Source organism: Marinobacter sp. MMG032 (assembly GCF_040112695.1).
GTDB lineage: Bacteria > Pseudomonadota > Gammaproteobacteria > Pseudomonadales > Oleiphilaceae > Marinobacter > Marinobacter salsuginis.
In genome coordinates this window covers 3,094,723-3,114,424 of sequence record NZ_CP157802.1, presented here as the reverse complement: position 1 = coordinate 3,114,424, position 19,702 = coordinate 3,094,723, and the positions used below count along the sequence as shown (strand labels likewise).

Genomic DNA, 19,702 nt, shown 5'->3' with positions numbered 1-19,702 from the left:
ACTACTCTCAACTACGTCGTTGTTTGGAGGGATCAGTTGAAATTCACATCTCCGTACATGCCGGCCTGATAATGCCCGGGCACGTTGCAGGCAAACTCGATATTGCCCTCCTCGGAGAATTTCCAGACGATCTCTTTGCTTTCGCCCGGCTCGAGAAGAACGCTGTTGGGATCATCGTGCTTCATGGAGTGGCCGTCACCCATGTCCATTTCCATCATGTCGTGATTGAGAGTTCCGCCCTGGATCACGCCATGTTCAACCATCATCATCATTTCTTCCTGATGGGCCTCATGCATATCGGGCGTGCCAATGTTGAACTCGTGAACAAGGTTGCCTTTGTTTTCAATAACAAAACGAACCGTTTCACCGGGAGTAACCTCGATGGACTCGGGCTCGTAATAGTTGTCGTGCATCTCAACGTTGATCGTTCGGCTGACCTCGGAGGCCTTGCCTGGCTCTCCGCTTCCTCCCCCGTGGCCACCGCTGTGGGCGCCGGCGGCAAAAGCCGTTGCTGACATGGTCATGGCTGTGGCGGCAACCAGAAATGCGGATGCGTTCATCTTGTATACTCCTGTGAATTGGTGAGACTCGAATGAACCATGGTTTGATTCGAAAATTGAGCAATATCCAGAAACGATGAATACCATCGCGCACAAACCTGAATCCTTTCTGAAAATGACGAATTATTTAGCGTTCAGGCTGGGTTCAGTTAACACAGGGATACTGAGTCGCTGAGATTCACATTCTGAAGGACAGACTTATGCGTTTACTGCTCGTCGAAGATGACCGACTGCTGGCCGACGGTCTGGCCAGCCAACTTGAAAAGGCGGGTTTCAGTGTGGATTCAACGTTTACTGCCAAAGAAGCCATGGTGCTGGCAGAGCAGGAGGATTATCGGGCCGTTGTCCTGGATCTGGGCCTGCCTGACGGCAACGGGCTGGACGTTCTGCGCAAGTGGCGAATGAACAGGGCCAGCTTCCCTGTCCTGATTCTGACTGCCCGAGGCGACTGGCAGGACAAGGTCAACGGACTAAAAGCCGGCGCCGATGACTACCTGGCCAAACCCTTCCAGACCGAAGAGCTGATTGCACGACTGAACGCCATCATTCGCCGGAGCGAAGGGCGGGTGCACTCTCTGGTGAAAGCCGGCAATCTCGAGCTGGATGAGAATCGTCAGAGCCTGAAACTGGCCGATGGCACAGAACACAGTCTTACCGGAACCGAATTCCGCTTGTTACGCTGCCTGATGAGCCGGCCAGGGCACGTGTTCTCGAAAGAACAACTTATGGAGCAGCTCTACAACCTGAACGACAACCCCAGCGAGAACGTTATTGAGGCCTACATTAGGAGACTCCGAAAACTAGTAGGCACGGACACCATCTCAACACGACGTGGCCAAGGGTACCTGTTTAATGACCTGGTTTAAAAAACCGGCATCAGTGAAGGGCACCCTGCTGGCACTACTGCTGCCGGCCGGCATTCTTCTGATGGCTCTCGCGTGGTTGGTGCACGGGCTGCTACTTGACCGGATGTCCCGCCAATTCCTTGAAACCCGTCTGAAAGACGAAGTCGCTTTTCTTGAACACCAGATTCGCGATTCCAGTGGTCGGCTGGACACTTTACAGACCGGTGATTATTTCCAGGAAGTTTTTCACCACGCATTTGCAATCCATTCCGATACCCGAACCATTATCTCCCCGGAAACCTGGGCGCCACTTTTAATGCCGCTTGTAGAGTCCAGTCAGGAGGGTACGCTGCGGGTCAGTGGCGCCCAGATTGAAGAGGCGCCCTCAGATATCCTTGCTTACCGGAAGTCCTTTCGCGTGAACGACCAGCCCATCGTGGTGATCGTTTCTGAAGACCTTGGTGCCTTGAGCCGCAGTCAGGCCGAGCTTCATGCATGGACAGCCGTTGTTTCCCTGCTCCTGATCCTGCTACTGGTTGGCGCTCTCTGGCTGGGCATCAACCTGTCCATGCGGCCCGTAGTGAGTCTCAAGGCCGCGTTGAGGCGGCTGCAGGATGGCGAGATATCACGGATTGATGTGAAAGCGCCCGAGGAGTTCCAGCCCCTGGTAATGCAACTCAACCAGTTACTCGACTCCATGGACCAGCGGCTGGAGCGCTCCCGGGACGCACTGGCCAACCTATCCCACAGCGTTAAGACGCCCATCGCTGCCGTTCGCCAGATCCTGGAAGATACAGACCGACCTCTGGCCAACGATCTCAGACAACAGATGGCCGGGAGGCTCGACGATATCGACAGACAACTGGAAGCAGAAATGCGGCGCAGCCGTTTCGCCGGTCCACAGGTGGGCAAAAGCGCCTACCCTCTGAAGCAGGCCCGGGATCTTCTGTGGATGCTCGGCCGGCTGTACCCGGCAAAGTCATTTGAAATGTCCACTGTCCTGACGGAAGAGAGACGCTGGCCCATCGAGGAACACGACCTGAACGAGGTGCTGGGCAACCTTCTGGACAACGCCGGGAAGTGGTCCACCAGATTCGTGGAGCTGGGCCTGAACGAGGACCGGCAGGGATTTACCATTACCGTCAAAGACGACGGCCCCGGAATTCCTCCGGACGCGCTGGACACCCTGGGCACCCGCGGTCTGCGTCTGGACGAACAAACGCCGGGGCACGGATTGGGGCTTGCCATCGTGCGGGAGATTACAGAGCGCTATGGTGGTACCCTGAATTTCAGCGCCGACTCGATCGGAGGCCTCAAGGCCACGGTGCATTTTCCGGGTACAACCGGGGGGACCCCTCAGTGAAAATTGGCGAACTCGCAAAGACAACAGCCATTCCTGTTGAGACCATCCGCTACTACGAAAAGATCGGTCTGTTGCCGGAACCGGACAGGGACAGCAGCGGCTACCGTTCCTACCGCAACGCCCACCTGGACCGCCTCCTCTTTATCAAACGCTGTCGCAATCTCGATATGGCGCAGGACGAGATTCGTGAGCTGATCGGGTTGGCCGAGCAACCGGAGGCAGACTGCAGCGATGTAGACGCCCTGCTTGCGCGCCATCTGACTCACGTGCGTGAGCGATTGAGAGAACTGGCGAGCCTGGAAGAGACCCTCGTGCGGCTTCAGAAGGCCTGTACGGATGGCAGAACAGTCCGGGAGTGCGGCATTCTTGGAGAACTGAATTCCGAACTCGGTGCATTGGAGCCAGAAGATCGCCACAACCACGTGCCCGGCACCCATGGCCCCGGCCAAAAATGACCGGTGTGAAAAATTTCGGCGACAACTGTTGACCCTATAGCAACTACAGGGTTTTCAATAGGGGGCATCTGGACGAAGGAGGTCTTTATGGCGTGCAGTTGTTCTGCCCCAGAACCCAAATCCCCGGCCCCGGGCTTTCGCAAAGCGTTATGGATTGCCTTGTGGGTGAACCTGGCCATGTTCGCCGTGGAGGGCATGGCCAGTCTTTCCTCGGGCTCTGTTTCGCTAATGGCGGATGCCATCGATTTCTTTGGAGACAGCGCCAACTACATTCTTTCCCTCACCGTACTGTCCATGGGTATGCTCTGGCGCGGACGAGCAGCCATGGTGAAGGGGATTACCATGGCCGTGTTCGGCCTTGTGGTCTGGGCCAGGGCAGTCTGGGTGGTGCAGGCTGGCATAACGCCAGAGCCGTTGACCATGGGGGCGGTAGGTCTGCTGGCACTTGCCGCAAACGTGAGCGTGGCAGCAATACTGTTCAAATTCCGTGAAGGCGACTCCGACATGCGCTCGGTCTGGCTGTGCAGCCGGAACGATGCCATCAGCAACATCGCCGTTATGGTAGCCGCCCTGGGTGTGTTCGGTACTGGAACCGCCTGGCCCGACCTGGTCGTTGCCGCGATCATGGGTACGCTGGCGATAACAGCCGGCATCAGTGTGGTGCGCCACGCCCGTAGCGACATCGCGGAAGCCAAGGCCTGCTCTGTTGAGCCGGCAGCGGCAGGCTCTAGCAACCGTTAGAACGCCAGCGAAATCATCACCGGAATGAACGCCAGGGCAAACAGCGTGGTAAGCAGGACGGTACCCGCTGCCTGCCTTGGCGAGGTATCCAGCAACGTGGCAATAACCACGGTGTTGGCGGCAATCGGGGTGATCGATATCAGGAACATGGCCTTGTGAACGGCCGGCTCGTAAATGCCCAGAACCGCGGAATCCACCCACCAGAACACGATGGCGACCAATGGCCAGATCACAAACTTGCCGAAGAACGCCAGTGCCGTGAAACGGACATTGCCCGCCAGGCCGCGAAAGCTGGTGATGCTCATGCCGATGATCATCATGCCCAAAATGCTGTAGGCGCCGCGCAGATTATCGAACAGCGGCACGAAGATATCCGGAATACCAACACCGACCAGATTCAGGGCAACGGCTGCCAGGAAGGCGTATACCGACGGCAGTTTCAACACCCGCCAGAGCGCATCCTTGATGCTGTAGCGTCCTCTCGCCGCCAGATAGAAGCCCACCGAGTTCTCGAACAGCGTGGTGCCCAGCATGCACACGATATAGAGCCCGAGCCCCTCTTCGCCAAACAGCAACAAGGCCACCGGCACGCCGAAGTACCCGGTGTTGCCGGACCCCACACACAGGGGAATGATGTTGGCACTGCCATCATCAAGCACCTGCCTGGCCAGCTTTAATTGCACAACGCCCAGAACAGAAGAAATCCCGAATACCAGAAACGGCAGCAGGATGACCTCGGGAGAAAGCGGAGCGGCCATAACCCCTGAAAACACCACAGATGGTGTCACGATATAGAGCATTATGCCGGCAATATGACGACCACTGGCCTCAAGGTAACGACCGGCGACCCAGCCCAGGGCGACCGTCACATAGAGCGGAATAAGCTTGAAGAAAAGGGCAAAGGCTGCGGCCATCGGGACTCCGTGAGGAAAGGGGGTAACTTCCAGCAACAGGTGCCGGAGTCTATCACTGAATGTTCGTCAGATCGCGATATCGACTCAGTGAAAAAGCCTTAATGATTTAAGTCATTTCAAAAGATGCTTCTCTGATACCATAATTCATCGAACACTCGTAACAGGGTCAACGCCATGAACAGCATCTTCAGGCCAGACGTTTCCTCCGCCCCCTGCATGTTGGGAGAAAACAACCCCGATATTATCCAGCAGGATGCCGCACCTGAGTCGGCCGCCTTGCTGAATGGTCTCAGCCGGGTCTTTGGTATTCGCCTGGCGGGGCACGAGAATGATCCGGACGCACGGTTTCTGGCAGACCTCGCGCGACTTTTCCATCTTTGTCGGGTTGATTCTGAGACCGCTCTGGAAAAACACGACAAACCCTGGGCAAACGTGTATCTGGTTCAGTACGGCATACTACGGCTGTTCCGGGAAGCACCCAGTGGCAAGGTGTCCGTGCACCATTTCTTTTCTGAGGGTGATATGGTCTGGCCCGTTTTTGGCCGTAGCCGAACCGTCAGAAATACCCTCTGCCTGACTTCAGTAACGCCGGTAACAGCCTGGGTTGCCGACTTCTCTGCCTTCCGGTCTGCAATCCAGTCTCACGGTGAGGGACTCTGGCCCCAGTTCGCCCTTGCCCTGACGGAAGAAATTGCCGAGCTGACCAGCATGAGAGAGTTCCGCAAGCACACCATGCCGGCAAGAGAACGATACAAGTTACTGCTTGAGGAATACCCGGAGCTGGTTAAACGGGTACCGGATAATCAACTGGCATCATGGCTCGGCGTCGTGCCAGCGACCTTTTCCCGGCTGAAAACCGCGAGTGCGAAAATTCGGCCATGAGGCGACACGCCAACCAAGCACAACATAAAAAAGGGCAGCATGCTCTCGCCTGCTGCCCTGGAAAACGCTCAACGCTTTGGTAATGCTTCAGATTCAGCCGTGCAGTTTTACCGCCAGCTCGGCTACATGCTTGCCCTGGAAGCGCGCGATGGCCAATTCTTTCTCACTCGGCTGCCGTGAGCCGTCCCCTCCAGCGATGGTCGACGCTCCGTAGGGCGTTCCGCCATTCACTTCCGAGATGTCGAAAAACTCAGGGATCCCATAGCCCAAAGGGACGATCACCATGCCGTGATGGGCCAGGGTGGTCCAGAATGAGCTGATGGTGTGCTCCTGCCCACCACCGGTGCCTGTAGAGGTAAACACGCTCGCCACCTTGCCGTGGAGTTTGCCCTCAGCCCACAGCCCACCGGTCTGATCGAGGAACGTCCGCATTTGACCGGCCATGTTGCCGAACCGGGTCGGTGTGCCAAAAATCACCGCGTCGTATTCGGCCAGTTCTTTCGGGTCGGCTACGGGAGCTTGCTGGTCAGCCTTACCGCCAGCGCCCAGGAACGCCTGATCAGACATGGTTTCCGGCACCCGCTTAATCGTAACTTCGGCGCCATCAACCTCTTTGGCACCTTCGGCAATGGTATTTGCCATCGTCTCGATGTGGCCGTACATGGAGTAATAAAGAACAAGTACTTTTGCCATCTGAAAAACCTCCTTTGTCCGAAATCTGTTATACGCATGCTAACCAGCGGTGGACTCGAGAGAAATCGGAACTTTTCCGACAGGTTGTTCAGTTTTTCTGAACAGCTTCACAAGATGGTCACCATCAGCCATTGCGTACACGTGTACGCTCAAGTATTTTATGGACATGGCTTACAAGGAAGACCTCTCAGTGACAGCATCTGTATCCGCGACACAGAACATCCATCACCGCATTGAAGAGTGGCTGAACAGTGCCACCCACGGCCTGGGCGCCATATTGAGTGTTATTGGCACGATTGCGCTGATCGTGGGCGCCAGTCAGGTCGGGGATGCCTGGAAAATCGTGAGCTTCAGTATTTTCGGCGCTTCCCTGATTCTGCTCTACCTGGCGTCCGCCCTGTATCACGGTGCCCGGCGGCCAGAACTGAAAAGGGCATTCAAAACCCTTGATCATTGCGCCATTTTTCTGCTGATCGCCGGAACCTACACGCCGTTTCTGCTTGTGAACATGCGTGGAACGGTGGGCTGGACCCTGTTTGCCGTGATCTGGTCACTGGCGATCACCGGCGTTGTTCTGAAGGTGATTTTCAAGAACCGCTTCAAGCTCGCAAGGGTTGGCATCTATGTGGCCATGGGCTGGCTGATTACCTTCGCCTCATCCGACCTGGTGGCCAACCTGAGTGAAACAGCCCTGAACCTGACGATTGCCGGCGGCATTGTGTACACCGCCGGTGTCGCCTTCTACCTGGCCGACCGCATACCTTATATGCACGCGATCTGGCACCTGTTCGTGATCGGCGGCAGCGCCTGCCACTTCAGCGCCATCTATTTTGGCGTCCTGCCCCATACGGTCTGATCAGAACGCCCAAACCATCGCCATCAGCACCCCCCATGCCAGCAAAGACGCCGACATAACGGTGTAGGTGGCGGACATGACCACCACATCATTATCGCTTCGTTCGCAGAATGAGCGAACGCCCTGGTACACCAAAGCACAAGACAGGAACAAGGCGGCAAACACCGCCACAACGCTTACTGCCAGCGCAGGCACCAGAAGTGCCAGTGATGACAGCCAGAGCGGCAGCGGCGCAATTGCAGCCAGCAAATAGGCATCCTGATAACTGATTTTCAGTTGATGACTGCCCATGACGGCGTGGATGAGCCAGCCCATCACGAAGAACGTGAGTAACTCTGCCAGGAAAAGAATAGTGGTGATAAACCGCCACTCTTTGTCTCCGAACCCTTGCATGAAGGCGTCTCCGTACTGCGTGCCGGCGAAGTAAAGCAGCACCGGCGGCAGAAACGACATGGGCACGACCACCACCCATGCCAGGAACGGAATGGACAGGTCAAGGCGCCGAAGCTCTGACCAGGCGCCATTGCCAGAGAATGGTAGACGGGCAAGTTGTGTAATATTCATGATGCACCTTTAAAATGTTTCCCGCGTTATTTTTACTGATAGTTTCGGTGCGCCGAACGGTCAAGGATACGAGATGACTTCGGACAACTCAGGCATGCCACGAAAGAACATTCATGCGTTCTGGCTATTCTTCCCTGCCGCATCGCTGTTCGCCGCCTTGACTGTTCCCCTGTCGGTTTTCAGTGTGCTGTCCGGGACAGGTTGGCCACCTGGTTTGCTGGGGGCGGGACACGGCCACGAACTGATATTCGGCTTCGCCCTGGCTCTTGTCGCCGGCTACACGCTTGGTCCTCAACCGTACCGGGTGCTTACCGTACTCTTCGTACTCTGGTTACTCGCGAGGGTGAGCTGGATCCTGGCCCCGGAAAGCCTTGCTGCCCAACTTTTGAGCCCGGCTTTCGCCCTCTTGCTGGCGCGCCACGCCGTCCCGAGATTTCAGGCAGCCAAAAAGTGGCGCAACCGGGTTGCCGGCCCGCTGATTCTGCTTCTTTGCCTGTTGTCAGTCGTTTTCTGGGTTGCCAGCAACACACTGGTCGCAAGCACACCGGCAATTCCGGATAGCCGCCAGGTACTGACAACCGCCCTTGTTGGTTTGCTGCTTCTGATGACGTTTATCGGTGGACGCATCATCGCCCCGGCCGTAGCGGGCACGTTGGAAAAGCGCGGAATTCCCCTTGGGGCCCGGGTTCAGCCACAGGTTGAGGGAACTCTTCTGGCCACCTTGCTGCTGGCATTGCTGTTGAGTTTTCTGCCAGTCGCGGCCCCGGCCGTTGGACTTTTATTGCTCGCTGCGGGTTTTCTGATTGTGATTCGCACGGTTCGCTGGAAACTCTGGCATTGCCGAAACCGCCCAGACCTTCTGGTGTTGGCACTTGGCTACCTCTGGCTGGCTGCCGGTGCGGTTTTGAGCGGCATAAGCCTACTGACAAGGAACGATCCTCTTGCTTCCATGCACCTGATTACCATCGGGGGCCTGGGTACGCTTTCCACCAGCGTCATGCTTCGCCTGGCCTGGCAGCGAGCCAGACGAACGGTGCCACCCGCCTGGCAGGTTGCTGGCCTAGCTTCAGGCATGGCCGTTGCTGCAATCGCTCGCCTCTTCGCAGGAAACACGCCGTTTCTCGAACCGACTGCTCTCTGGCTCTCAGCGGCGAGCTGGTCCTGCATCTATGGCCTTGTGGCGCTGCAGGTGGCTTTGCTGTTCAGACGCGCCCAAAACCGGCGGAAATGATTGGCTACCTCTACTGCGCCGACAACCGGTTTGCCTACCCCCTTCGGAATATCACCGCTGCATCTTACTGATTTTTATAGATTTTAACGGACCAAAACGGCATAAAAATGGCGCCTGAAAATCGACCACTCGCGCCGCATTCTTGTCCTTGAGCAATATCAAGAATTACTCCCCGCACTGCTTTGCACAATGGCTCAAAGCCCTGAAGCCTCTGACCCGAGGCCATGGGTAAAGCAAACCGAGGAGCACACATCATGGCCAACAGTACAGCGAGCGCCGGACAGATAGGCGCGAAGAACAGGACAAACGCTGACATCGAAAACTGGGATGTCGAAAGCGACGAATTCTGGCAGCGGGAAGGCAAGCGCATTGCTTCCCGCAACCTCTGGATTTCCATACCCAGCCTTCTGATGGGCTTTGCCGTCTGGCTGATGTGGGGAATGATCACCACCCAGATGAAGAACCTGGGCTTTCCATTCAGTATCGAGCAGCTGTTTACCCTGTCTGCGATTGCCGGCCTGTCTGGGGCAACTCTGCGGATCCCGGCCTCGTTCATGATCAAGATTGCCGGCGGACGAAACACGGTGTTCCTGACCACCGCCCTGCTGATGATTCCTGCTGCCGGTACCGGCATTGCCCTGATGAATCCGGATACTCCGTTTCTTGTCTTCCAGGCCCTGGCACTGCTCTCCGGCATCGGTGGCGGTAACTTTGCATGCTCCATGAGCAACATCAGCACCTTCTACCCGAAAAGCAAGCAGGGCTATGGCCTGGGCATGAATGCCGGTCTCGGTAACTTCGGCGTGACCACCATGCAGGTGCTCATTCCGCTGGTGATGACTGTCGGTATCTTCGGCGCCCTGGCCGGTGACCCGATGCAACTGCAGAGCCCCAGCGGCACGCTGATTGGCCGAATCGAAGCGGGTACCGATACCTGGATCCAGAACGCCGGGTTTATCTGGCTCGTTTTTCTGATTCCGCTCGCGTTTGCCGGCTGGTTTGGCATGAACAACCTGAAAGTGGTTACCCCAAATCCCGGTAAACCGCTTTCGGCCTTTGGCAAGATTCTGGGGCTCTACGGCGTAGGCATTCTCGCCTCTATCGCAGGCGTCTGGGCCCTGGGTGTATTGAACATGTGGCTGGCCCTGCCTCTGACGATTGTACTCACGCTGATTCTTCTGCGGCTGATACCGGGCGACATCAAGCCCAACATCCAGGCCCAGTTCGCGATCTTCAGCAACAAGCACACCTGGTCCATGACTGTCCTCTACATCCTTACCTTTGGATCATTCATCGGCTTCTCCGCTGCCCTGCCGCTGTCTATCAGCGTTATCTTCGGCAACATGATGGAAGTAGCGGCCGATGGCACGGTCACCCGCGTGGTGAACCCGGATGCGCCCAGCGCACTCACCTGGGCCTGGATGGGACCGTTTGTAGGCGCGCTGATTCGCCCCGTGGGCGGCTGGATTTCTGACAAGGTAGGCGGCTCCATTGTTACCCAGATCATCTCGGTTGTGATGGTTGCAGCCTCTGTAGCAACCGGTTATGTGATGATGCTGGCCTACAACTCCACCGACCCGAACGCCTACTTTGCGCCGTTCCTGATCCTGTTCATCATCATGTTCGCGGCCAGTGGTATCGGTAACGGCTCTACCTTCCGCAGCATTGGCTTTATCTTCAACCAGCAGCAGAAGGGCCCGGTCCTGGGCTGGACCTCCGCGGTTGCCGCCTACGGCGCATTTATCGCCCCGCGGGTGATGGGTCAGGAAATCCAGGCCGGCACTCCGGAAGTGGCCATGTACGGGTTTGCGGTGTTCTATGCACTCTGCCTGGTGGTTAACTGGTGGTTCTACCTGCGCAAGAACGCGTACATCAAGAATCCCTGATAACAGCCTCTTTTAACAACCGGTGCCCGTCAAAGGCGCCGGTTTTTTTTACGTCTGCATTCCAGCGGGCCCTGCCTCCCCATCTGCACCGAATGACGCCCACGCCGGCAAATGCTAGATTCAGGATATTGGATTAATTCCCGACAAAGCCAGGGAGCCAGCCATGTCCTTCGAAGAGCTCTTCGATGCAAGCTACGAACGCGTGCTTCAGCCCCGCCCCGGCTTCCCTGACTTCTTTGAAGCCTTCTACCGCCGGTTCCTGATGGCTTCGCCGGAGGTGCGAGCATTGTTTCGCAATACCGATATGGCGGTTCAGCGGAGTATGCTGAAGAAATCCTTTTTCAGCCTGGTAGCATTTTACGCCAGCGGCAACGTGGACGATGTCCTCCACCGGATTGCCTGTCTGCACAGTGCCCGCCACCTGAGTATCAAGCCCCACCTCTACGATCTCTGGCTGGACTGCCTGACGGATACAGTAAGAGCTTATGACTGGGAGTGCAGCGACGATACAGAACTGGCCTGGCGCCTGGTGCTGAGCCCTGGCATCACCTACATGAAATTCGGCTACGATCACTTCTGATCGACGGGCGTGAACCTTATTGGGGACGGCTCAAGCAAACGCAAAAAAGCCGCCGGGCAATGCCTCGGCGGCTTTCTCTTTGATAGCGAGGGGTTAGCTGGTAGCGGCAGCCTGCCGGCGACGCTCTTCCTCTTCGATCTGCAGATCCACGGAGGACACCTGGTATTCATCGGCAAAGCCTGACTCCGGCTCTTTCAGCCACATGATGCACAGCAACCAGCTGACAAACGCGCCGCCGGCAATAATGTAGAAGAACTGGGTCGGGGTTACGAAGGTGAAGATAGTCAGGTAAACCACCGCGCCGACGTTGCCATAGGCGCCCGCCATCCCGGAAATCTGGCCGGTGAGGCGCCGCTTGATGGAGGGGATAATGCCAAAGGTGGCGCCTTCTGCCCCCTGCACGAAGAAGGAGGTGAATACAGTAATGCCCACGGCAATGATCAGCGGCCAGTTGGAGTTCATCAGGCCCATGAGTGCGAAGCCTACAGAGATGCCGAACATGTAGCTGAGCATCACAAACCGGCGGTTACCCATTCGATCTGATACCAGGCCACCCATGGGGCGCGCCACCAGATTCACGAAGGCAAAGGAGGCAGCGATAAGGCCGGCTGCGGTCGCGCTCAGGCTCCAGGTTTCCTCGAAGAACATCGGCAGCATGGAAACGACCGCAAGCTCGGCACCAAAGTTGGCAAAGTAGGTGCTGTTCAGGGCGGCAACGCTGTTGAACGGGTACTTGTCATCTTCCGGCACGCCTTTTTTCAGGATCGGAACGTTTACCCGCAGGATCTGGATAATCTGGTAGGTCACGATGGCCACAATAACCGCGTAGCAAATAGCGGCGCCGGTGGCGCTCAGATAGCCCATGTTCTCGATGCGCCATACCAGGATGGCAAGGACACCCACCAGGGGAATGGTCCAGAGGATAAGCTTGACCATGTCGCCCCAGCTGCTGACTTCCAGCGCTACGGCCTTGCGAGGCTTGCGGTGGACTGTGCCGGCCGGGCCGTCGGTAATTGCAAACCAGTAATACACGCCATAGGCCGCCATCACGATTGCACTCTGGGCGATGGCCCAGCGCCAGCCGTCCTCACCGCCATACATGTGCAGCGCGATGGTTGGCAGGGTAATGGCCGCAGCGGCAGAACCGAAGTTGCCCCAACCGGCATAGAAGCCCTCGGCAAAACCGATGTCTTTGGGCTTGAACCACATGGCGGTCATGTGGATACCGACCACGAAGCTGGCACCGATAGAGCTGAGCACCAGACGGCTGACCAGCAGTTGCGTCATGGTATTACCAAAGGCAAACACCAGAGCCGGGATGGACATCAGGACCATCAGAACGGAAAACACCCGACGGGGACCAAAACGGTCCAGGGCCATGCCCACGATGATCCGGGCAGGAATGGTCAATGCCACGTTGCAGATAGCAAACAGGCGGAGGTCATCGGCGGTCAGCCAATTGACGCTTTTGAGCATGCTCGATGCCAGCGGCGCCATGTTGAACCACACATAGAAGGTAATAAAGAATGCAATCCAGGTCAGGTGCAGTGCCCTGACTTCAGGATTCTTGACGTGGAAAACGTCTGCGACTTTCATGTCAGCCTCCCTGGGCTTTCAGATTCAGAAACGGTTGCTGGCCAGACTCAACGGCTGGGCAGAATAAGAAGCGGGCACTGGATGCGGCGGGCAAGGAATGAGCTCACGCTGCCGAAGGTCATGTAATCCAGTTCGTCCACGAAATAGGTCAGTGAGCGGGCGATGAAGCCACCGTCGGGCTCATGGCTGTGGCGCGCGATAACGAGCATGTCCGGGTGGACCTTCTTTTCCGCGGCGAACAGCAGCATTTTTCTGGGGTCGCCCTCCAGAAGCATGTTCTCGGCTGAAATCTGTTCCTGGTCACATAACTCCATGGCCTCGGCCAGGTGCTTTTTGAGCTCTGAAACTTCTTCCTGGAACAGGTCTTCGTTTCCGGAGGTGATGTCCCGCGGATTCTCGGCCACTGCAACCAGGGTGATTACAGGCTTGAGATCGCGAAACATGGTGATGGTCTGAGCCAATGCCAGCCTGGCATTTCGCGATCCGTCATAGGCAATCATGATTTTCATTTCTGGGTTCTCCCGAGGGCGTTTTGCCCCCCTCTCAAAGGCGATTTCAAAAGGCATCCATTGATATCTGTCAGCATTAGCCCACACTCTGGTGGCGCCCATAATTGACGTATATCAACCCTTTCAACGCGTACCCCACGAGAGAAATCAAGGGCCTATCCCCTGCGCGCCAAAACCCTCAAATTGCCTACCACCACTGCACCCAGCAGGAGGTACCTCCAATGCCCCGCATGGAAAAACCCTGTTTTTGGTATGGTTTAAGAGGTGCTTTCAGACAGCACTCGATGGATATTTGAAAGGAGGGGAAAAATGGCCATTAGCCCGTCAAAACCCGAGCAATATCGAGCGCTGGGTTTATCCACTTTCGCCTTCACCCTGTGCTTTGCGGTGTGGACCATTTTCTCCATCATCGGGATTCGCATCAGCGAAGATCTCGGGCTCTCGGATACCCAGTTGGGTCTGCTGATGGCGACGCCGATTCTGACCGGCTCGGTAAGCCGGCTATTCCTTGGCATATGGACAGACCGGTATGGCGGTCGCTGGGTATTCGGCATTCTGATGCTGACCACTGCCGCCTGCGTGTATCTGCTCACCTTCGCTACGACCTACCTCATGCTGTTGATCGGTGCCCTGGGTGTGGGCCTGGCAGGCGGGGCTTTTATCGTGGGGGTGGCCTACACAGCGGCCTGGTTTGAACCGGAGCACCAGGGCACAGCGCTGGGCATTTTCGGGGCGGGTAACGTGGGCGCGGCAGTAACCAACTTTGGCGCTCCGTTTCTGCTGGTGGCATTCGGCTGGGAAAGCACCGCACAGATCTATGCCACGGTGCTGGCAATCATGGGCGTTGCCTTCATACTGTTGGCCAAGGAAGATCCCCTGGCCGCAGAGCGGGCCGGCAGCAAGTCCAAGACCTTCCTTGAGCAGATGGAACCCCTGCGGGAACTGAGGGTCTGGCGTTTTGCCCTGTATTATTTCTTCGTGTTCGGCGCCTTTGTGGCTTTGGCACTTTGGCTGCCGCACTTCCTGATTGGCGTATACGGCCTGGACATCAAGACCGCGGGCATCATTGCCGCGCTTTACACCATCCCGGCTTCCCTGTTCCGGATTCTGGGCGGCTGGATGTCAGACCGTTTCGGCGCCCGCCGGGTCATGTACTGGACCTTCGGCGCCTCGGTTCTGTGCACGTTTCTGCTGAGCTATCCGCCCACCGATTACGTGGTCCAGGGCATTGATGGCGATATCCGCTTTACGCTGGCCATGAACCTGCCCATGTTCGTGGCACTGATCTTTATCCTCGGATTCTTCATGTCCCTCGGCAAGGCAGCCGTGTACAAGCACATTCCGGTCTACTACCCCATGCACGTCGGCGCTGTAGGCGGCGTGGTTGGCATGATTGGCGGGCTTGGAGGGTTCATCCTGCCACTGACCTTCGGCGTACTGAACGACCTTACAGGCATCTGGCAGAGCTGCTTTATGCTGATGTTCGTGATCGTGGCAGCTGCCCTGGCTTGGATGCACTACGCAATCCGCTCTGCCGAGCGTGTGGAGTGGGCCGCAAACGAGGAAAGAACCGACCTCCCGGAACTGGCCTCGCCACAGCTGTTTTATCCGCTTAACCGCAAAAAGCCCTGACCGGGCATTACCCTGCGCCTCTGTGCCCCCTCTCCGGGGGCTTTTTTTGGCTTATAATTCAGGCGAATTCAGTGATGGGAGAACTCAATGGCCAAGTGGCTGGTTAAATCAGAGCCCGCGGAATGCGGCATCGAGGATTTCGCCAAGGCGCCAGACGGGATTATCCCGTGGGACGGCGTGCGCAACTACCAGGCCCGCAACTTTCTGGCCCGCATGGCAGAAGGCGACGAAGTCTTCCTGTACCACTCCAGCTGCAAACACATCGGAATTGCCGGTATCGTCATGGTTGTTCGCAGCGCCTATCCCGACCCCACCCAGTTTGACCCGGAATCGCCCTACCACGATGCCAAGAGCACGAAGGAAAAGCCTCGCTGGCAGGCTGTAGACATGAAGTACGTCCGCACGCTGCCAAAGCTAATCCCGCTGGATGAGCTGAAATCCATGGCCGGGCTCGAAAACCTGCCTCTGGTGCGCAAAGGTAACCGGCTTTCCGTCATGCCGGTGAGCGAACGGGAATGGCAGATCATCTTGCAGCAGGTTAATCAGGCCTAGTCTATCCAATTTATTCAAGGCCCTTTAGAATTCGGCCCTTCCCCGAACTATCTGGAGCCGCCGTCTGCCATGTCGTCCCAATTAAGCCCCGTCTCCGGTTTCGAGAGACTCCGCCGTATTGAATCCAGCAAGGTTTTCCAGGGCGCCGTCATTACCATCATCATTTTGTCGGCGCTGACCATTGGCGCCAAAACCTATGATCTGCCGCCCCTGGTGGAGAAGTCGCTCATCGTGATGGACAACGCCATCACCCTCTTCTTCCTGGTGGAAATCCTGTTCCGTTTCGGTGTGTGTGCCAACAAAAAACGCTTTCTGTTCGACGGCTGGAACCTGTTCGATACCCTGGTGGTGATCGGCAGTCTGATTCCTCTGGATAATTCCGAAGCGGTGTTGCTGGGGCGACTGCTGAGAGTGTTCCGGGTGTTGCGCCTGGTGTCGGTGGTGCCCGAACTCAGGTTCCTGATCAATTCGCTGTTAAAAGCGATCCCGCGCATGGGCTATATCGCCCTGCTGATGTTCATCATCTTCTACATATACGCGGCCATGGGTTCCATGTTCTTCGCCAGCGTGGACGAGGAACTGTGGGGCGACGTGGCCATAGCCATGCTGACGCTGTTCCGGGTGGCCACCTTCGAGGACTGGACGGACGTGATGTACGCCACCATGGAGCAATACCCGCTTAGCTGGATTTTCTACCTCACCTTCATTTTCCTCACAGCGTTTGTGTTCCTGAACATGATGATCGGGGCGATCCTGGAAGTTATGGGCGAGGAGCAGAACGCCAAGCAGGCCCAGAAGGCTCACGATGAGCGGGACGAGATTGCCCGCCAGCTCCAGGCAGTGCAGGTTCAGCTGGCGGAACTGACAAAGCAGGTCAGCGAAAAACGCTGACTCAGAATGGCTTGGTCATCGCCAGATGCAGAATGGCGCTCACCTGTACCAGGGCAAGTACGGCGGCTGAAATTCGAACGGGCTTGCCCAGGGTGGTCTTCAGAGCGAATACGCCGGTAATGATGTAGCCGAACAGCAACACGATCTTGGCAATCAGCCACCCGGGCATGGCCGAGGCGTAGCCGGCGACAAAAACCAGGGAAATGGCCGCCACCAACAGAATCGTGTCGTTGATGTGGGGAATAAACCGCAGCGGGGTCTGGCGCCAGCCAGGCCGACCGACCGCGTCCAGCAGCAGCCGCAGGGCAAACAGCGTGATAGTCAGGTACGCAGTGGTCATGTGCAGGTGCTTCAGGATCATGTACGACGTCATGGAAGTTCCCTTGTAATTGAATGGGTTGCGCCTATTGTACGCAATCTACCTCCAAGCAGGTATGGTTAACAAAGTCGGCAGGGTTTAACATATACACAAAATACATGTATATGGGAGACATCTATGCGGGCCATTCCGACTTCCCCTGATCGGGCGTCTGCCAGCGTCGGTCAGTTATTTTCCTATCCATTCCGGATCTTCTTTCTGTCCATGACCGTTCTGGCTCTCGCCGCCATCCCCCTCTGGGTAATGCAGGTAAACGGAGTTATCAGCCTGCCTCTGGCGATGCCAGGATTATTTTGGCACCAACACGAAATGCTGTTCGGGTTCCTCTCGGCAGCTATCGCGGGGTTCCTGCTGACCGCCGTCTGCGTGTGGACCCAGACCGAGCGTACCCACGGATTCAGACTGGTGCTGCTATGGGGCGTCTGGCTCGCCGGCCGTCTGTTGTTGGCAACCGGAGCAGACCTTCCATACTGGCTGGTACAGGGCGTGAACCTCGCTTTCCTGCCTCTGGTAATGGTGGATGCCGGCTGGCGAATCTGGCATGCCCGGCAAAAAAGACAGCTGATGATCATGGTGGTGCTCGGCCTGCTCTGGCTGATGCAAATCGGCTTCGTTACACGTCTGGACATGACCTTCAGTTACGGCGCCCTGATCATGGCCATGGCACTGATCAGCATCATCGGAGGGCGCATCACGCCGGCATTTTCCGGCGGTTGGTTGCGCCAGCGCGGCTTCAACGGCAACGTGGTGAAAACGGTTCCCGCCCTCGATATGGCAACAATTTTCAGCCTTATTCTGCTGATGGCTTCCCTTGTCACCGGCTGGGAAACCGTTACCGGTGCGCTAGCCATGCTGTCAGGTACGCTTATGCTGGTGCGGCTGGCTGGCTGGAAAGGCTGGCTTGTGCGTCGGGAACCCCTGCTCTGGATTCTGCACCTGTCCATATTGTGGGTGCCGGTCGCCCTGTTCCTGCTGGCAGGCACATTGTTCGCCGGCTGGCCGTCCAACGCGTGGAGTCACGCTGCCGGAACCGGGGCGGTCGCATGCCTGATTCTGGGGGTTATTGCCCGGGTGGCACTCGGCCACAGCGGCAGACCGCTGGTGTTACCAAGGGGGATGGTGCTTGCGTTCGTCGCGATTCATCTGGCCGCGCTGGTACGGGTGCTCACGGCTTTCGAAATCATCCCATGGCACCCCGGCATTGGCAGCAGCACCCTGCTCTGGCTGTTTGCTTTCGGTATGTTCCTTTACCGCTACACCGGCATTCTGGCCAGCCCAAGACCGGATGGCCGCGAAGGCTGAAACCGCTTGCTGGTCAGGCGGCTAACTCCTGCCTTACCAGCGACTCGAACCTTGCCCTCGCCTGGCGAAACCGGCTCGCCGGGAAGTGAATACTGATCCCTTCCAGGGCCGCCAGTAGCATTTCAAGGTGCGCATCCCAGCCCGCGCACGCAATGGGCACCAGTTCATCATCGGGCAGCAGTAATGTCAGCGACAGACGGGTTCCCTCGTCGATGGGCTCAAGCTCCCATACCAACGGCCGCTCGGCGGAATCGCCGGAACTCCAGGAATAGGCCAGGCGACGATTGGGCTGGCAATCCGTCACGCGGCAATCGATCGGCATACCGCTGTTACCGAAATCAAGCTGAACCCGACCGCCCGGCCGGGCGTCGAGTGTGCCCGGAGCCAACCACTCTGCCAGACACACCGAGTCGGTGAGCATTTCCCAGACGCGTTCCGGCAAATGCCCGGTCTCTCTTTCCAGACATACCATGACCCGGTCGCCCTTGCGCCGGATCTTGCCTTCGATGGTTTCCTCATACCCGGACATACGATGTCCTCCTTGCCGGTTTCGACTCTCCGGATTTCGCAAAACGGACTCTGGATGATTGTATTCGCGGGCACGTGCATCCACCTTGATGACCATCAAACGGGTGGGAACAGAAGGAAGGCGGGAACTTCAAACGGGCAATCATCCACTAAAGGTCAATAGCTCCTCGTGAAATTCGAGCTAAAGTATGAGGAAATCATTTTGTAACAGAGACACTGGCACTATGAACCCGGATCATTTTGATAAAGAAGACCTGATCAAATGCGGCCATGGCGAGCTCTTCCCTGGCTCCATGCGTCTGCCCATCAACGAGATGCTGATGTTCGACCGCGTCACGCATATCGCAGACGACGACGGCCTCTACGGCAAAGGCAGCCTGGTAGCGGAGCTCGACATCAATCCGGACCTGTGGTTTTTCAAGGTACACTTCGTTGATGATCCCGTGATGCCCGGTTGTCTTGGCCTGGATGCCATGTGGCAGCTGGTTGGCTTCTTCCTGGCCTGGGGTGGCGGTGAAGGCAAGGGTCGCGCACTGGGCGCCGGCGAAGTGAAGTTTACCGGCCAGGTGCTGCCCACAGCCAAGAAGGTCACTTACCACCTGGATCTGAAGCGTGTGATCAGGCGCAAGCTGACCATGGCAATCGCTGACGGCCGGATGGAAGTAGACGGCCGGGAAATCTACACAGCCAAAGACCTGCGGGTTGGCATGTTCACTTCGACCGATGATTTTTAGGAGTTAACA

At 57.1% G+C, this 19,702-nt stretch carries 22 protein-coding genes; 14 read left to right on the top strand and 8 right to left on the bottom strand.

Features of this window, described 5'->3' with window-relative positions:
• Positions 1-32: 32 nt before the first annotated feature.
• Positions 33-560 (bottom strand): cupredoxin domain-containing protein, encoded by a 528-nt coding sequence (locus ABNF92_RS14250; RefSeq protein ID WP_349342501.1) that lies wholly within the window; start codon positions 558-560, stop codon positions 33-35.
• Between the two features lie 200 nt (positions 561-760).
• Here ABNF92_RS14250 and ABNF92_RS14245 point away from each other — a divergent pair, with 200 nt between their 5' ends.
• From ABNF92_RS14245 to ABNF92_RS14230, 4 genes are all read left to right on the top strand, one after another.
• The gene (locus tag ABNF92_RS14245) at positions 761-1,426 is read left to right on the top strand and encodes a response regulator transcription factor (RefSeq protein WP_349342500.1); all 666 of its coding nucleotides are present in this window, start codon (positions 761-763) and stop codon (positions 1,424-1,426) included.
• Complete coding sequence (locus ABNF92_RS14240) at positions 1,413-2,768, top strand: sensor histidine kinase (RefSeq protein WP_349342499.1); 1,356 nt, start codon at positions 1,413-1,415, stop codon at positions 2,766-2,768. The genes ABNF92_RS14245 and ABNF92_RS14240 overlap by 14 nt, the downstream gene beginning before the upstream one ends.
• On the top strand, positions 2,765-3,223 hold the full coding sequence (gene cadR, locus ABNF92_RS14235) for a Cd(II)/Pb(II)-responsive transcriptional regulator (protein WP_069181818.1): 459 nt from the start codon (positions 2,765-2,767) through the stop codon (positions 3,221-3,223). The genes ABNF92_RS14240 and cadR overlap by 4 nt, the downstream gene beginning before the upstream one ends.
• A gap of 87 nt (positions 3,224-3,310) precedes the next feature.
• Entirely contained in the window at positions 3,311-3,964 is a 654-nt protein-coding gene (locus tag ABNF92_RS14230) for a cation transporter (protein ID WP_069181819.1), read from the top strand.
• Here ABNF92_RS14230 and ABNF92_RS14225 read toward each other — a convergent pair.
• On the bottom strand, positions 3,961-4,878 hold the full coding sequence (locus ABNF92_RS14225; RefSeq protein ID WP_349342498.1) for an AEC family transporter: 918 nt from the start codon (positions 4,876-4,878) through the stop codon (positions 3,961-3,963). The two genes, ABNF92_RS14230 and ABNF92_RS14225, sit on opposite strands and share 4 nt — an antisense overlap.
• A 174-nt stretch (positions 4,879-5,052) precedes the next feature.
• On the opposite strand from ABNF92_RS14225, the gene ABNF92_RS14220 reads away from it, so the two are divergent.
• Positions 5,053-5,760, top strand: a complete 708-nt coding sequence (locus ABNF92_RS14220) for a Crp/Fnr family transcriptional regulator (protein WP_349342497.1) — start codon at positions 5,053-5,055, stop codon at positions 5,758-5,760.
• A gap of 93 nt (positions 5,761-5,853) precedes the next feature.
• On the opposite strand, the gene wrbA is transcribed toward ABNF92_RS14220, so the two are convergent.
• Positions 5,854-6,453, bottom strand: coding sequence for an NAD(P)H:quinone oxidoreductase (gene wrbA, locus ABNF92_RS14215; protein WP_069181822.1), 600 nt, complete (start codon positions 6,451-6,453; stop codon positions 5,854-5,856).
• 166 nt (positions 6,454-6,619) lie between these two features.
• Here wrbA and ABNF92_RS14210 point away from each other — a divergent pair, with 166 nt between their 5' ends.
• Positions 6,620-7,309, top strand: coding sequence for a hemolysin III family protein (locus ABNF92_RS14210; protein WP_291906600.1), 690 nt, complete (start codon positions 6,620-6,622; stop codon positions 7,307-7,309).
• Here ABNF92_RS14210 and ABNF92_RS14205 read toward each other — a convergent pair whose 3' ends face one another.
• Positions 7,310-7,873 (bottom strand): Yip1 family protein, encoded by a 564-nt coding sequence (locus ABNF92_RS14205; protein ID WP_349342496.1) that lies wholly within the window; start codon positions 7,871-7,873, stop codon positions 7,310-7,312. It lies immediately after the preceding gene.
• A 73-nt stretch (positions 7,874-7,946) separates the two neighbouring features.
• Here ABNF92_RS14205 and ABNF92_RS14200 point away from each other — a divergent pair, with 73 nt between their 5' ends.
• From ABNF92_RS14200 to ABNF92_RS14190, 3 genes are all read left to right on the top strand, one after another.
• Positions 7,947-9,104, top strand: coding sequence for an NnrS family protein (locus ABNF92_RS14200; RefSeq protein ID WP_349342495.1), 1,158 nt, complete (start codon positions 7,947-7,949; stop codon positions 9,102-9,104).
• A 254-nt stretch (positions 9,105-9,358) separates the two neighbouring features.
• Complete coding sequence (locus ABNF92_RS14195; RefSeq protein ID WP_069181825.1) at positions 9,359-10,990, top strand: antiporter; 1,632 nt, start codon at positions 9,359-9,361, stop codon at positions 10,988-10,990.
• Positions 10,991-11,153: 163 nt separating this feature from the next.
• Complete coding sequence (locus tag ABNF92_RS14190) at positions 11,154-11,570, top strand: globin (RefSeq protein ID WP_209400203.1); 417 nt, start codon at positions 11,154-11,156, stop codon at positions 11,568-11,570.
• A 93-nt stretch (positions 11,571-11,663) separates the two neighbouring features.
• Here the strand turns inward: ABNF92_RS14190 and ABNF92_RS14185 are convergent, their stop codons facing one another.
• Together ABNF92_RS14185 and ABNF92_RS14180 are read right to left on the bottom strand one after the other, a co-directional pair.
• A complete protein-coding gene (locus ABNF92_RS14185; protein ID WP_349342494.1) occupies positions 11,664-13,166 on the bottom strand; it encodes an MFS transporter in 1,503 nt (500 codons plus the stop codon).
• Between the two features lie 47 nt (positions 13,167-13,213).
• Complete coding sequence (locus ABNF92_RS14180) at positions 13,214-13,675, bottom strand: universal stress protein (RefSeq protein WP_069181828.1); 462 nt, start codon at positions 13,673-13,675, stop codon at positions 13,214-13,216.
• Between the two features lie 309 nt (positions 13,676-13,984).
• On the opposite strand from ABNF92_RS14180, the gene ABNF92_RS14175 reads away from it, so the two are divergent.
• The 3 genes from ABNF92_RS14175 to ABNF92_RS14165 all read left to right on the top strand — a co-directional run bounded on the left by ABNF92_RS14175 (position 13,985) and on the right by ABNF92_RS14165 (position 16,750).
• Positions 13,985-15,307: a nitrate/nitrite transporter gene (locus ABNF92_RS14175; protein ID WP_291906609.1), complete on the top strand. Its 1,323-nt coding sequence runs from the start codon at positions 13,985-13,987 to the stop codon at positions 15,305-15,307.
• An 87-nt stretch (positions 15,308-15,394) separates the two neighbouring features.
• On the top strand, positions 15,395-15,859 hold the full coding sequence (locus ABNF92_RS14170; protein ID WP_069181830.1) for an EVE domain-containing protein: 465 nt from the start codon (positions 15,395-15,397) through the stop codon (positions 15,857-15,859).
• A 69-nt stretch (positions 15,860-15,928) separates the two neighbouring features.
• Positions 15,929-16,750 carry an ion transporter gene (locus ABNF92_RS14165; protein ID WP_349342493.1) on the top strand — a complete coding sequence of 274 codons (822 nt, stop codon included), beginning with the start codon at positions 15,929-15,931 and terminating at the stop codon, positions 16,748-16,750.
• 1 nt (position 16,751) lies between these two features.
• On the opposite strand, the gene ABNF92_RS14160 is transcribed toward ABNF92_RS14165, so the two are convergent.
• A complete protein-coding gene (locus ABNF92_RS14160; protein ID WP_069181832.1) occupies positions 16,752-17,123 on the bottom strand; it encodes a SirB2 family protein in 372 nt (123 codons plus the stop codon).
• Between the two features lie 123 nt (positions 17,124-17,246).
• On the opposite strand from ABNF92_RS14160, the gene ABNF92_RS14155 reads away from it, so the two are divergent.
• Positions 17,247-18,431, top strand: coding sequence for an NnrS family protein (locus ABNF92_RS14155; RefSeq protein ID WP_349342492.1), 1,185 nt, complete (start codon positions 17,247-17,249; stop codon positions 18,429-18,431).
• Positions 18,432-18,444: 13 nt separating this feature from the next.
• Here ABNF92_RS14155 and ABNF92_RS14150 read toward each other — a convergent pair whose 3' ends face one another.
• The gene (locus ABNF92_RS14150; RefSeq protein WP_305965769.1) at positions 18,445-18,960 is read right to left on the bottom strand and encodes an SRPBCC family protein; all 516 of its coding nucleotides are present in this window, start codon (positions 18,958-18,960) and stop codon (positions 18,445-18,447) included.
• A 223-nt stretch (positions 18,961-19,183) separates the two neighbouring features.
• Between ABNF92_RS14150 and fabA the strand changes: the two genes are divergently transcribed.
• A complete protein-coding gene (gene fabA / locus ABNF92_RS14145; protein ID WP_069181834.1) occupies positions 19,184-19,693 on the top strand; it encodes a bifunctional 3-hydroxydecanoyl-ACP dehydratase/trans-2-decenoyl-ACP isomerase in 510 nt (169 codons plus the stop codon).
• The last annotated feature ends 9 nt before the right edge of the window (positions 19,694-19,702 follow it).